12 protein-coding genes, 2 pseudogenes and 1 riboswitch are annotated in these 13,066 nt (G+C 55.4%); of the genes and pseudogenes, 7 read left to right on the top strand and 7 right to left on the bottom strand.

Annotated elements, in window-relative coordinates; genetic code table 11:
- The first annotated feature begins 350 nt into the window (after positions 1-350).
- A pseudogene (locus ACTBDZ_RS09565) lies at positions 351-1,782 on the top strand (PLP-dependent aminotransferase family protein).
- 193 nt (positions 1,783-1,975) lie between these two features.
- On the opposite strand, the pseudogene thiH reads toward ACTBDZ_RS09565, so the two are convergent.
- The 7 genes and pseudogenes from thiH to rsd form a co-directional block, all read right to left on the bottom strand.
- Positions 1,976-3,120: pseudogene (thiH, locus tag ACTBDZ_RS09570) on the bottom strand (2-iminoacetate synthase ThiH).
- Positions 3,117-3,806 (bottom strand): thiazole synthase, encoded by a 690-nt coding sequence (locus ACTBDZ_RS09575; RefSeq protein ID WP_438815140.1) that lies wholly within the window; start codon positions 3,804-3,806, stop codon positions 3,117-3,119. Before ACTBDZ_RS09575 ends, thiH begins: the two are co-directional and overlap by 4 nt.
- A gap of 1 nt (position 3,807) precedes the next feature.
- Positions 3,808-4,008, bottom strand: a complete 201-nt coding sequence (thiS, locus tag ACTBDZ_RS09580) for a sulfur carrier protein ThiS (protein ID WP_438815141.1) — start codon at positions 4,006-4,008, stop codon at positions 3,808-3,810.
- Positions 4,005-4,772, bottom strand: coding sequence for a HesA/MoeB/ThiF family protein (locus ACTBDZ_RS09585; protein WP_438815150.1), 768 nt, complete (start codon positions 4,770-4,772; stop codon positions 4,005-4,007). The genes thiS and ACTBDZ_RS09585 overlap by 4 nt, the downstream gene beginning before the upstream one ends.
- Positions 4,765-5,409 (bottom strand): thiamine phosphate synthase, encoded by a 645-nt coding sequence (gene thiE, locus ACTBDZ_RS09590; RefSeq protein ID WP_438815142.1) that lies wholly within the window; start codon positions 5,407-5,409, stop codon positions 4,765-4,767. Before thiE ends, ACTBDZ_RS09585 begins: the two co-directional genes overlap by 8 nt.
- Complete coding sequence (thiC, locus tag ACTBDZ_RS09595) at positions 5,406-7,364, bottom strand: phosphomethylpyrimidine synthase ThiC (RefSeq protein ID WP_438815143.1); 1,959 nt, start codon at positions 7,362-7,364, stop codon at positions 5,406-5,408. Before thiC ends, thiE begins: the two co-directional genes overlap by 4 nt.
- Positions 7,365-7,493: 129 nt before the next feature.
- Positions 7,494-7,616, bottom strand: a riboswitch (TPP riboswitch).
- Between the two features lie 246 nt (positions 7,617-7,862).
- Positions 7,863-8,327: a sigma D regulator gene (rsd, locus tag ACTBDZ_RS09600; RefSeq protein ID WP_438815144.1), complete on the bottom strand. Its 465-nt coding sequence runs from the start codon at positions 8,325-8,327 to the stop codon at positions 7,863-7,865.
- A 108-nt stretch (positions 8,328-8,435) separates the two neighbouring features.
- On the opposite strand from rsd, the gene nudC reads away from it, so the two are divergent.
- The 6 genes from nudC (at position 8,436) to ACTBDZ_RS09630 (ending at position 12,940) form a co-directional block, all read left to right on the top strand.
- A complete protein-coding gene (nudC, locus tag ACTBDZ_RS09605; protein WP_438815145.1) occupies positions 8,436-9,209 on the top strand; it encodes an NAD(+) diphosphatase in 774 nt (257 codons plus the stop codon).
- An 81-nt stretch (positions 9,210-9,290) separates the two neighbouring features.
- A complete protein-coding gene (hemE, locus tag ACTBDZ_RS09610) occupies positions 9,291-10,355 on the top strand; it encodes a uroporphyrinogen decarboxylase (RefSeq protein ID WP_438815146.1) in 1,065 nt (354 codons plus the stop codon).
- 38 nt (positions 10,356-10,393) lie between these two features.
- Positions 10,394-11,071, top strand: coding sequence for a deoxyribonuclease V (gene nfi, locus ACTBDZ_RS09615; RefSeq protein ID WP_438815147.1), 678 nt, complete (start codon positions 10,394-10,396; stop codon positions 11,069-11,071).
- 95 nt (positions 11,072-11,166) lie between these two features.
- Positions 11,167-11,757 (top strand): YjaG family protein, encoded by a 591-nt coding sequence (locus ACTBDZ_RS09620; protein WP_438815148.1) that lies wholly within the window; start codon positions 11,167-11,169, stop codon positions 11,755-11,757.
- A gap of 186 nt (positions 11,758-11,943) precedes the next feature.
- On the top strand, positions 11,944-12,216 hold the full coding sequence (gene hupA / locus ACTBDZ_RS09625) for a nucleoid-associated protein HU-alpha (protein ID WP_195316323.1): 273 nt from the start codon (positions 11,944-11,946) through the stop codon (positions 12,214-12,216).
- A gap of 10 nt (positions 12,217-12,226) precedes the next feature.
- On the top strand, positions 12,227-12,940 hold the full coding sequence (locus ACTBDZ_RS09630) for a DUF1481 domain-containing protein (RefSeq protein ID WP_438815149.1): 714 nt from the start codon (positions 12,227-12,229) through the stop codon (positions 12,938-12,940).
- Positions 12,941-13,066: the final 126 nt, after the last annotated feature.

A 13,066-nucleotide genomic window follows, 5' to 3' on the forward strand; every position in this document is an offset into this window, starting at 1 on the left:
GCCAATGGCAACATTACTTGATGGTAAACGGGTCTGGGCAGAAAAAAATCTGAACCAGATTTAATCTGACAGACACCTGTATAAATAACCGGTAACTGTCAGATCAGGTCTGAGCTAGTACATATCAATACTCCGTGTTATTGCTGTTTTACAACTGCTTCTCCACTGGCTCATTGCGCTCTCCTTCTCCTCAATATACTGTTTATGATGAAGGTGAACACGATGAGGATACAGCCTCAGAAAATCGCTTTTTCAAGCATACAGATCGCGCCATATTGCAACTGAATGGCCTGTATTGCCTCTATCTGTACTGGTTTTTTTCGCTGACGCATGGCGCAACAAGGATACTTATGACGCGTTACCAGCATCTCGCAGCGTTGTTGGCGCAGCGCATTGAACAGGGGTTGTACCAAAACGGTGAGCGTCTGCCCTCCTGCGCACGCTTAGTCAGGAACACGGCGTGAGCATCAGCACCGTACAGCAGGCCTACCATGTGCTGAATCCCAACAGCTTATTTTGCCGCAGCCCCGTTCTGGCTATTACGTTGCGCCGCGCAAGGCGCATCCGCCGGTGCCGGGCTTAACCCGTTCTGCGCAGCGTCCGGTAGAAATCAGCCAATGGGACTCGGTGCGAGAACTGTTCAACCCCAATCCGGAACGTAACCTGTACAACCTGGGCGGTGGCGGGCCGGATGTCAGCCAGTCCTCGATTAAACCTTTATGGAAATCCCTGACGCGCTTTTGTCAGCGACAAGACCTGCGAGTATTGAATTACGGCAATATGTATGGCGCGCCGGAACTGCGCGAGCAAATTGCGCGATTGGCGCTGGACAGTGATTGCCAACTGGCGGCAGAAGATATCGTGATCACCACTGGCTGCCAGGAGGCGTTGTTCACCGCATTGCGTTCCCTGTGTCGGGAAGGGGATATTGTGGCGGTGGAGTCACCCACCTTTCCCGGTACGCTGCAAGCGTTGCGTGGTTTGGGGATCAAAGTGGTGGAAATTCCCACCGATGCTGTGATGGGCATCAGCCTGGAAGCCTTGCAGTTGGCGCTGGAACAGTGGCCGATAAAAGCGGTTATGCTGGTGCCAAGCTGCAATAACCCGCTCGGTTTTTATATGCCGGATGCGCGCAAGAAGGCGCTGATCGTGCTGGCACAGCAGTTTGATATTGCCATCATTGAAGATGACGCTTACGGCGAGTTGGCGTATGAGTATCCACGGCCGCGCACCATCAAATGCTTTGATAACGATGGCAGAGTGCTGCTGTGCAGCTAATTTTCCAAGAGTTTGGCTCCTGGGCTGCGTGTGGGGTGGATTGATCCCGGACGCTATTTGGAACGCGTGCTGCACACCAAATACACCAGCACGGGCTATGCCGTGACCCATACCCAGTTAGCAGTGGCGGAGTTTATTCGTCAGGGCCACTACCAGCCACACGTGCGTAGGATGCGTGCCTATTACAAAAGCAATCTCGATACGTTCACCTGCTGAGTGCGGCGCTATTTCCCCTGCGGAATCTGTGTTAGCCGACCGCAAGGCGGGTTTCTGATGTGGATTGAGTTCCCTGAAACCTTCGATACGTTGCGGCTGAATAGCTTGCTACGCCAGTCCGGTATTCAGATAGCCTCTGGCTCGTTGTTCTCTGCGTCCGGCAAATACCGCAACTGTATGCGCGTGCACTACCGTCTGCCGTTAACCGATGAGATGCAGCAGATGCTACGCGTGATTGGCGAGCAGGCAGAACACCTGCTGCACGAAGATACGGTGAGCGGCCACTAGGTGCATGTCGAAGAAGGGCCGATACAGGGCGATAGCGCCACCCTGTATCGGCAGAGGGGCAAAACCGAATGGAACAATTCGGTTTTGGTCGACGCATCGAGGTCGTCAACATCATCACTTTACGTAGCGAAAGATAAACAAAGGGTGCATGGTTTGGCCGTTTTATCGCCGAATAATGGCACTATTCGCCCCTTTATCCAGCGTTATGTTGATGATGCGGTTGCCTTCCCAAATACCCATCCCAGTCTTTCCATACCGGTTGCAGACCGGCCTGCGCGATTGCCTGTGCAACAGCTTCCGGGCGGCGATTATCATGGGGGGAAAATTGCTCCAATTCGGAACGATCGTCTGCATAGCCTCCCGGCTGCGTTTTGGAAAATGCACTAACGCTGTTGATAGCAATAGGCACCACGTTATCGCGAAAATAGGGGGATTCTCGGGTAGATAACGACAATTCCACGTCGGGTGCCAGCAGGCGGAACGCGCAAATCACTTGCAGTAACTGCGCTTCATCCATGATCGAAGCGGGTGTGATCCCCCCCCCCGCACAGGGCCGCAGACGCGGAAAGGAGATGGAGTAACGACTCTGCCAGTAGGTTTGCTGCAAATACAGCAGATGCTCCGCCACCATATAGCAGTCAGTGCGCCAACTGTGCGATAAGCCGATCAACGCGCCGAGCCCGATCTTGTCGATCCCGGCGCTGCCCAAGCGATCCGGTGTGTCCAGGCGCCAATGGAGATCCTGTTTGTTGCCGCGCAGGTGATGTTGCTGATAGGTTACCGGATGGTAGGTTTCCTGATAGACCATCACGCCGTCCAGCCCCAGCCTTTTCAGCTCCGCGTAATCCTCCTGCGCCATCGGTTGTACTTCAGCGCGCTGAAGTGTGGCCGAATCAGTGGCAACATGTCGCGAAAATAATCCATGCCGACTTTACGTTGATGCTCCCCCGTGACCAGCAGCAGATTGTCAAACCCCAGCGCTTTGATGGCGGCGATCTCACGCAGGATTTCCTCTTGGTTCAGTGTCTTGAGCTTGATGTGGTTGCTCATGGAGAAACCACAGTAGGTGCAGTCATTGGCGCACAGGTTTGACAGGTAGAGTGGAACATAAAAGCCCACGGTATTACCGAAGCGTTGTCGGGTCAGTTGCTGAGCTCGTGCAGCCAGCGGTTCCAGATAGTGCAGCGCTGCCGGGGAAAGCAGTGCCATCATATCGTCACGGGAGAGCGTGGTTGCGGTGAGAGCCCGTTCCACATCGTGGGCGGTTTTGCTGTTGATATCGAGAGTGATGGCATCCCAATCGAGCTGCTCCCAGCGGGTACGAAAAGCGCGCGTCATGATTGCGCCTCCGACCTTATCTGATGAAGAAAGCCGGTCAGCGTGCTGGTGGCGCGCGCCACGGCAATCGCCGTGTTAACCAGCACCGCATCGGCCCCCATCTCCAGCGCCTCGGTGGCGTGGCTGGGTGCACCAATACCTGCGTCAACCACGACGGGTACTGTGGCCTGCTCAATAATGATGCGCAGGAAATCTCGGGTTTGCAGCCCCTGATTGGAGCCGATGGGCGCACCCAACGGCATCACGGCGGCGCAACCTGCCTCTTCCAGCCGTTTGCACAGCACCGGGTCCGCGCCGCAGTAAGGCAGTACCACAAATCCCTCTTTGACCAGGCGCTCAGCGGCGCGCAGGGTTTCAATCGGGTCGGGCAACAGGTATTTGGCATCGGGGTGAATTTCCAGTTTCAGCCAGTGCGTGCCCAGCGCTTCGCGCGCCAGCCGTGCGGCGAACACCGCCTCATCTGCGGTTTTCGCCCCTGAGGTGTTGGGCAGCAGTTTCACGCCAAGCTGTTTGAGCGGCGCGAAAATGGCGTCATTACCGGTTTTCAGGTCAACGCGCTTCATGGCCAGTGTGACTAACTGAGAACCCGATGCCTGCAATGCCGCGTGCATCAGTTCGGCGGTGGCGAATTTACCCGTTCCGGTTAATAACCGGGAAGAAAAGCGTGTATCGGCAATCTGCAACATATCAACCCCCTGCGATAGCCTGAAAAAGAAGAATATCGTCGCCTGAGCTAACGGGCCGTGTCGCCCATTCGTCACGCGGCACAATGGTCTGGTTTATCGCCAGCGCCGTGCCGGGCTGTAAGCGATCCAACCCCGCCAGCAGGGTTTCCACCGTGGTGCCTTCATCGCACGCCATAGGGGTGTCGTTCAGCGTGATGTTCATGTCGCGATACCCTTACAGACCGGGCAGCGCGCCGAGCGGCTTAACTGAAAGGTTTGCCAGCTCTGTTGCTTACCATCAAACAGGCGCAGCTTGCCGCTGAGTGCGGAAGGCAACCCCGCCAGTAGCTTGATGGCTTCCAGCGCCTGAAGTGTGCCGATGACCCCGACCACCGGGCAGAGTACACCGGCGGTGCGGCAGTTGCGCTGCGGTTCTGTCGCTTCCGGATAGAGACAGGCGTAACAGCCGTGCGGATAGGGGGGCGTTAGCACCAGCAGTTGTCCACTAAAGCCAACTGCACTGCCGCTGACCAGCGGCGTTTGCTGCTGAACGCAAGCGGCGTTAATCGCGTGGCGTGTAGTCATGTTGTCACTGCAATCCAGCACCAGATCGGCCTGTTGAACGGCGCTGCGTAGTGTTTCTCCCGCCAGACGCTCAGTGAGCGTTATTACCTCGGTTAACGGGTTGAGTGCCAAGAGCTGCTGTTTGGCGAGCGTGGCTTTGGGGCGAGAAATATCCTGCGTGCGATAGAGGATTTGCCGTTGTAGATTGGAAATATGCAGTTGGTCATCATCGGCGATCGTCAAGCTGCCGACCCCTGCGGCAGCGAGATAGAGCGCGGCGGGCGCGCCTAGCCCGCCCATGCCGACCAGCAGCACGCGGGATTTTTTCAGCCTTTCTTGTCCTTCCGGGCCGATATCTTCCAGCAGCAATTGACGGCTGTAGCGTAAGAACTCTTGATCGCTCAGTGCCGGATCGTTAAGCATCATGAACCTCCTGATTTTCAATCAGGATGAGCAGGGTGGCGGTGGCCTGGCGCCAGTCGGCGGCCTGCGTGATTGCGCTGACCACTGCAGTACTGCCGACGCCGGTTGCCAGCACGCTCGGCACGCGGTCAATACTGATGCCGCCGATGGCCACGGTAGGGAAACGCCCTTGTAGCGCATCAATGTGACGCTTCAATTCGCTCACGCCCTGCGGGGCGGGGGGCATCTCTTTGGTTTGTGTCGGGAAGATATGCCCGAGGGCGATATAAGACGGTTTGAGCGCTACAGCGCGAGCCAGTTCCACGTCGTCGTGGGTTGAAATCCCCAAACGTAGCCCCGCATTGCGGATTGCCTCCAGATCGGCGCTATCCAGATCCTCTTGACCCAGATGCACGCCGTATGCCCGATGTTTGACGGCCAGTTGCCAAAAATCGTTAATAAACAAGCGTGCCTGATAATCTTGCCCGAGCGCGATGGCCTGCATGATGGCGGTCTCGGCTTGTTCTGCGGTTTTGTCCTTAATGCGTAACTGGATGGTTTTTACGCCAGCACCGAGCAGGCGCTCGATCCAGGTCACGCTGTCCACTACAGGATAAAGCCCGAGCTGGGGTGCGGTCGCGGGAAATGCCGGATTCATTTGGCTTCCTCCCCGAGCAGCGTCGTGGCACTGTGGTAGAGCTCGCTGCCGCGCGCTCGGAACTGGGCGGACATCTCTGCCATGCCGACTTCAATCGGCTGCGCTTCCACGGTGGGGACGGGATTTTTCGCCGCGTACTCACGCACTTCCTGCGAAATTTTCATCGAGCAGAATTTGGGGCCGCACATGGAACAGAAATGGGCGACTTTGCCGGACTCTTGCGGCAGGGTTTCATCGTGATAGGCGCGTGCGGTTGTCGGGTCGAGTGCCAGATTGAACTGGTCTTCCCAACGAAACTCAAAGCGCGCTTTGGACATGGCGTTATCGCGGATCTGCGCACCGGGATGTCCTTTCGCCAGATCGGCTGCATGTGCGGCGATCTTGTAGGTGATAAGCCCCTGCTTCACATCCTCTTTGTTGGGCAGCCCAAGGTGTTCTTTTGGCGTAACGTAGCAGAGCATGGCGCAACCGAACCAGCCAATCATCGCGGCCCCGATACCGGAAGTGAAGTGGTCATAACCGGGAGCGATATCGGTGGTCAGCGGCCCCAATGTATAGAACGGCGCTTCGTGACAGTGCTCCAGCTCTTCGGTCATGTTGCGGCGAATCATCTGCATCGGCACATGCCCCGGCCCTTCAATCATCACTTGCACGTCATACTCCCAGGCGATTTTGGTCAGCTCACCCAGGGTATGCAGCTCGGCAAACTGCGCCTGATCGTTGGCATCCTGAATGGAGCCGGGACGCAAGCCATCGCCCAGCGACAGGGCAACATCGTAGGCTGCACAAATCTCGCAGATTTCACGGAAGTGGACGTAAAGGAAGTTCTCCTGATGGTGCGACAGGCACCACTTCGCCATGATGGAGCCGCCGCGCGATACGATGCCGGCCAGGCGCTGTGCGGTCATCGGCACATAGCGCAGCAGCACCCCTGCGTGAATGGTGAAGTAATCAACCCCTTGCTCTGCTTGCTCAAGCAGCGTATCGCGGAACATTTCCCACGTGAGGTTTTCCGCCACGCCGTTGACCTTCTCCAGCGCCTGATAAATAGGAACGGTACCAATCGGCACCGGGCTGTTACGCAGTATCCACTCGCGGGTTTCGTGAATATAGCGTCCGGTGGAGAGATCCATCACCGTATCGGCCCCCCACAGCGTGGACCAGACCAGTTTTTCCACCTCTTCCTCGATAGACGAGGTGACCGCCGAGTTGCCGATGTTAGCGTTCACCTTGACCAGAAAATTGCGCCCGATAATCATCGGTTCAGATTCGGGGTGATTGATGTTGGACGGGATGATGGCACGGCCTGCGGCGACTTCCTGGCGCACAAATTCCGGGGTGATGTTGTCCGGTAGGATCGCGCCAAAGCTTTGCCCTGGGTGCTGGTGGCGCAGCACTTCGCTGCGAATGCGCTCACGTCCCATGTTCTCGCGGATGGCGATAAACTCCATTTCCGGCGTGATGATCCCTTGGCGCGCATAGTGCAACTGCGTGACGCACTTGCCTGACTGGGCGCGTTTGGGCTGCGGTAACTGTTCAAAGCGCAGGTGATCCAACCCGGCATCCGCCAATCGCTGCTGGGTAAAACGGGAACTGACGCCGGAAAGTGGCTCGGTGTCGTTACGTTCAGCAATCCAATCGGCACGCAGTTTGGCCAGCCCGGTACGCACGTCCGGCCGTGCGTCGGGATCGCCATACTGCCCCGCCGTGTCATACACCGGCACGGCTTCGTTAGGTTCATAGCGGGGATTGTCTTTGTCGCCACCCAACAGCGTTGGGCTAAGGGCGATTTCCCGCATCGGCACACGGATATCACTGCGCGACCCGTCAAGGTAGATACGCGTGGAGTTAGGGAAGGCGGTGCCGCGCAAGTTATGAATAAAGGCCTCGGCGGCTTCGCGCTTTTCGCGACGGCCAGACGGGGTTTTAGGCGTTGTAGCGGGTGATTGAGACATAGCATGTTCCTGATTATGGTTAAGGAAAAATGCTTGTCTGGAGCTCGCAGGAAGTAATTATGGTTGCCTTGGCCCCGATTTTACGCGCTATGCCGGTAACAACATGGCGGTGATAACGGTGACAAAACAGAATGGATTACTCTTGTTCCCTTCGCAGGTTTTAACCTGACAGGTTCCGCGGATCCCGAATAAACGGTCTCAGCCTGCGTCTTATGTAGGACATAAACACGCTAGGCACTCCGACAAGATACGCACGATAGTCAACACAGCGGCTGTTTACCAGGCAATAACCCCATTACCATGAGGTTAATAAAACGCTAAACCCGTCATACTTCAAGTTGCAGGTGCGTTGGCTGCACTCGTTAACCCGAATCACTTACTTCAGTAAGCTCATCGGGATTCTCTCCCTTGCCGTCTTCCCGCAACTCGAATTATTTAGGGTATAACACTTTAGGACGTCTAAGAGACACTGTCAAAATGTAAGGTGGGGCAATGGTGTTATTCTTTATCAATGACCAGACGAATCAGTCGATCTTCCAGAGTAAAGCGTTCCGCCATGGCTTCGCCGACGCTTGACAGCGCTTGCTGAAACTCAATGCAGTTGTCGTGATCGATGGCGGTCGCCAGACTGCTGTCGTAGAAATCCATAATGAATTGCGTGTTGGCCTGCAACGCTAGCGCCAGACGGTGCGTTTGCGCCAGCTTTTGATCGCTCAGTGCGACTGCCTCTTGCAAGATGCGCTCATAGACATGGAAATGGCAGGCGGAAAGATAGTCCACAAGGTTGTGGCAAAAATCATCCAGCGCCTGCTCATCCAGCGGTGTGTGTTTATCTTTGTTTGGCTTAATGCCGACCAGATGGTAATAGGCAATCAGAAGTTGCTTGCGTGCTTGTAGCCATTGGTCGATTAACGCATTATTGCCACCAACGTACTCAGTCAGACTTTGTAATTGGTTTAACATTGTTGACTCCGTGCATTGATAAGAAAGAACAATCGGTGACGATGAAATTCTGCCATATCCCTGACAGTTAAAATTCCAGTGAAGTGTCTGTGGAGCAATAGAAAAGATATGGAACAAACATTAAAAGGTGATGAGCATGGATGGTGGGTGGTCAGCCATGATAATCAAGTGTGGCTGCCCGAAGGGAAACTCCCGCATGGCACGGCGGCGCAGTGCGGATTGGAAGGCATTGTTGGACGCCAGATAGGGGAGTGGCGGGGGGAGTGCGTATGGCTGGTCAGTCACCAGAAAACGTCACAGATGGATTCTGTACGCCAACTGCTGGATGAAGACGTGGCGCTGTTTCAGCTGGCAGGGCGCGGTGTACAACTGGCCGAGTTTTATCGTTCTCACCAGTTTTGCGGCTATTGCGGGCAGAAAATGGTGCACAGCAAAACGGAGCTGGCGTGCTTGTGTCCGCAGTGTAAAGAGCGGTATTACCCGCAAATCGCCCCGTGTGTGATCGTGGCGATCCGGCGTGGCGAAGAGATCTTGCTGGCGCAGCACCAGCGTCACCGCGGCAATATGTATACCGTGCTGGCGGGGTTCGTGGAAGTGGGCGAAACGCTGGAACAGGCGGTCGCCCGTGAAGTGATGGAAGAGAGCAATATTCGTATTAAAAATCTGCGCTACATCAGCTCACAGCCTTGGCCGTTCCCGCATTCGCTGATGATGGCATTCATGGCCGAGTATGCCGACGGTGACCTGCGCCACGATCCCAAAGAGCTCAGAGATGCCGGTTGGTTCCGCTACGATCAACTGCCGATTCTCCCACCGGCGGGTACGGTCGCGCGACGTTTGATTGAAGACACCGTGGTACTGTGTCGCGATGGGCAGGAATAGCGCCGCTGGCGTGCTACACTTCGCGCCAATCGTTTCGTTATCGCGTTTTGACCCTCTCTCAGGATGACAAAAGGACACCGCATGCCAGACCTGAATAATGATCGCTATCTGCGCGCGCTACTGCGCCAACCCGTTGATGTTACGCCGGTATGGATGATGCGCCAGGCAGGCCGCTATCTGCCGGAGTACAAAGCAACGCGCGCACAAGCGGGTGATTTTATGTCGCTGTGCAAAAATCCAGAGCTGGCTTGTGAAGTCACGCTACAACCGCTGCGGCGCTATGCGCTGGATGCCGCCATCCTGTTTTCCGATATTCTCACCGTGCCGGATGCCATGGGATTGGGACTCTATTTCGAAACCGGGGAAGGACCGCGCTTTACACATCCAGTTCGAACCGCTGCGGATGTGGCGCGGTTGCCGGTTCCCGATCCTGAACAGGAGCTGGGCTACGTGATGGATGCGGTTCGTACCATTCGCCGCGAACTGGCCGGTGCGGTGCCATTGATCGGTTTTTCCGGCAGCCCCTGGACGCTGGCAACCTATATGGTGGAAGGTGGCAGCAGTAAAGCGTTTACGGTTATCAAGAAAATGCTGTTTGCTGAGCCACAGACGCTTCACCTGCTGCTGGATAAGCTGGCTGACAGCGTGATTCTGTATTTTAATGCGCAGATCAAGGCCGGTGCGCAATCGGTGATGATTTTCGACACCTGGGGCGGAGCGCTGAGCGGGCGCGATTACCGTGAGTTTTCACTGCACTACATGCACAAAATTGTGGACGGTTTGCTGCGTGAGCATGAGGGGCGGCGCGTACCGGTGACGCTGTTTACCAAAGGCGGCGGTCAGTGGCTGGAAGCAATGGCCGCGACAGGGTGCGATGCGCTGGGTCTGGATTGGACCACGGATATCAGTGAGGCGCGGGCGCGGGTTGGGGACAAGGTGGCGCTGCAAGGCAATATGGACCCATCAATGCTCTATGCGTCCCCCACGCGTATCGAGCAAGAAGTTGAGACGATTTTGACCGCGTTCGGTCAAGGGAATGGTCACGTGTTCAATTTGGGGCACGGGATTCATCAGGATGTGCCACCGGAACATGCCGGTGCCTTTGTGGATGCGGTGCATCGGTTGTCGCGCCCGTTCCATCAATAATTGCCATCATCAGGATTGAACTCGCCTTAAGGAGTAGGGTGATGGATACGCAAGCATTGAAAGCGGAGCAGAAACGGCGGGCACAGGAAATCGTGCATGTTGACAGCCTGTCCTTTGTCGAGCCTACGTTTATTGGCGGGGCTGATGTCGGGTTCGAGCAAGAGGGAACGGTGACGCGGGCGGCGATTGCGATATTGCACTACCCTTCACTTCAGCTGGTTGAGTACCAGATTGCCCGTATCCCGACGGTAATGCCCTATGTGCCGGGATTGCTCTCTTTTCGTGAGTGTCCTGGCCTGTTGGCCGCGTGGGAACAATTGGTGCAGAAGCCTGATTTGCTGTTTGTTGATGGTCACGGTATTTCACACCCCAGGCGGTTGGGCGTTGCCAGCCATTTTGGGTTATTGGTGGATGTCCCGACCATTGGCGTGGCTAAAAAACGGCTGTGTGGTCAGAGTGCCCCGCTTTCTGAAGCACCCGGCAGCCAAAGCGCGCTGATGGACCATGACGAACAGATTGGCTGGGTGTGGCGTAGCAAGGCGCGCTGTAATCCGCTGTTTATCTCAACCGGCCATCGGGTAAGCCTGAACAGCGCACTGATGTGGGTAAAACGCTGCCAGCAGAGCTATCGTTTACCCGAACCTACGCGTTGGGCGGACGCCGTTGCCTCACAACGGCCAGCCTTTCAACGCTGGCTGCGTGAAAATCCGCAGTAATGCAGGCGGGATGCGGTAAGTTTAAGAATTCAGGCATAGGGCAAGGCAAAATTTTCAGGTACACTGCCTGCCATTAAAAATAATGAGCGTCGACGATGTTACGTAATCCGATTCACCTGCGGCTGGAGAAGCTGGAAAGCTGGCAGCATGTGACTTTTATGGCTTGCCTTTGCGAGCGGATGTATCCGAACTATTATGAATTCTGCCGCCAGACCGAGTTTGGTGATGCGCAGCTGTATCGCCGCATCCTCGATCTGGTGTGGGAAGTGCTGGTGGTGAAAGAGGCCAAGGTCAATTTCGACAGCCAGTTGGAGAAATGGGAAGACGCTATTCCCTCCGCTGATGATTACGATTTATACGGTGTCTATCCGGCCATTGACGCGTGCATTACATTGGGTGAACTGATTCATTCGCAACTGAGTGGTGCCACGCTCGAGCATGCGATTGCCATTAGCGAAACCTCCATTCGCACGGTAGCGATGCTGGAAATGACGCAAGCTGGCCGTGAAATGACGGACGAAGAACTCTACACGTTGCCCGCGATCGAAGAAGAATGGGATATTCAGTGGGAGATTTTTCGGTTGCTGGCGGCATGTGAAGAGCGTGATTTGGAATTGATTAAAGGGCTGCGCGCCGACCTGCGGGAAGCGGGAAGCAGCAATATTGGCATAAATTTAGGCCAATAAGGCGATAAAACGTGATTTAAAGCCCTAAATGACAAGTTGAAGGGCTTCACATCCGCACCCTGTCTGGTCTACATTTTGGGGGCGTAAAAAAAGTGGCTGTCGGTGCGTGTATGCAGGAGAGTGCTTTTGAGCATATCCGTCGCACTCGATGCTAAGCAAGCGATAAACACACTGTAAGGATAACTTATGAATAAGACTCAACTGATTGATGTGATTGCAGACAAAGCTGACCTGTCCAAGGCTCAGGCTAAAACAGCGTTAGAAGCCACTCTGGCCGCGGTAACTGAGTCTCTGAAAGCAGGCGATGCAGTACAATTAGTGGGTTTTGGTACGTTTAAAGTGAACCATCGTAACGAGCGCACTGGCCGCAACCCGCAAACGGGTAAAGAAATCAAAATCGCTGCGGCGAATGTCCCGGCATTTGTTGCGGGCAAAGCACTGAAAGACGCTGTTAAATAAGCGAATACCAGTGAAGGATTCAAGCAAAGGGGCGTTAGCGCCCCTTTTGCTTTTGTGGCGCAGGCTGGGCACGGTGGCTATTGCCGGATTGATCACCGCCTGTTCCAGCCACTCGCCCCCGCCAACGACGTTCGCCACCGGTTACGTAGGCGATCGTGCAGTGGTGCGCGTGTGGCGCAAGGATGACAGCCAACAACACAGCACGCAGTTAGTGACACTCTCCAATGCGTTGCAGGATGATAACCTGTGGCCCGATCGTCACGGGGTGGAAACGCGTTACCTGTTTGTTCAGGACCACCTGCGTGAAATAAAGCGCAGTTATCGTGGTGTCCATCCGGAAAGTCTCCATCTTCGATTTGTTGACGACGGCACGGTGAGCTTTATGCAACGGCAACTCGACGATCGGCGTGAAAGCGTTTCTGACGATGAGATAGCGCTGTTTCAGTTTGATGCCAAGCGGGTGCTGGAACTCAGCGAGGTGTTGCGCACAGGCAGTGTGAGACTGCGTCAGGGGGTGCTACAGGGCAATCGCGTGCTCACCTGTGATGGACAGAACGTCAGCCCTGATTTTGATCTGCTCTCGCTGAGATGGATAGCGGAACAGCGGCAACATCGCCCAGAGGTCACGCTGCGCGTGGCGTGGTTGGATGCCCCTGCGGGAACGCAACTGCTGCTGGTGGCTGAGGAAGATTTGTGTCGGTGGAAGCCGTTTGCCAGCGAGTAGGAGCCTGTACATAAATTTGTGTAATTGCCTGATTTTGATATGTTCAATCCAACATCAAAAGCAGGTTACTTTATGGACGAAAAACAGTTGCAGGCTCTGGCTAATGCACTGGCCAAAAATCTCAAA

This window comes from Symbiopectobacterium sp., from assembly GCF_051710365.1.
Lineage (GTDB): Bacteria > Pseudomonadota > Gammaproteobacteria > Enterobacterales > Enterobacteriaceae > Symbiopectobacterium.

Bases quoted from the DNA above. Each gene is read 5' to 3' on its own strand.
- ACTBDZ_RS09575 (WP_438815140.1), bottom strand. From the start codon at position 3,806: ATGTTGCAGATTGCCGATACACGCTTTTCTTCCCGGTTATTAACCGGA.
- thiS (WP_438815141.1), bottom strand. From the start codon at position 4,008: ATGAACATCACGCTGAACGACACCCCTATGGCGTGCGATGAAGGCACC.
- ACTBDZ_RS09585 (WP_438815150.1), bottom strand. From the start codon at position 4,772: ATGCTTAACGATCCGGCACTGAGCGATCAAGAGTTCTTACGCTACAGC.
- thiE (WP_438815142.1), bottom strand. From the start codon at position 5,409: ATGAATCCGGCATTTCCCGCGACCGCACCCCAGCTCGGGCTTTATCCT.
- thiC (WP_438815143.1), bottom strand. From the start codon at position 7,364: ATGTCTCAATCACCCGCTACAACGCCTAAAACCCCGTCTGGCCGTCGC.
- rsd (WP_438815144.1), bottom strand. From the start codon at position 8,327: ATGTTAAACCAATTACAAAGTCTGACTGAGTACGTTGGTGGCAATAAT.
- nudC (WP_438815145.1), top strand. From the start codon at position 8,436: ATGGAACAAACATTAAAAGGTGATGAGCATGGATGGTGGGTGGTCAGC.
- hemE (WP_438815146.1), top strand. From the start codon at position 9,291: ATGCCAGACCTGAATAATGATCGCTATCTGCGCGCGCTACTGCGCCAA.
- ACTBDZ_RS09620 (WP_438815148.1), top strand. From the start codon at position 11,167: ATGTTACGTAATCCGATTCACCTGCGGCTGGAGAAGCTGGAAAGCTGG.
- hupA (WP_195316323.1), top strand. From the start codon at position 11,944: ATGAATAAGACTCAACTGATTGATGTGATTGCAGACAAAGCTGACCTG.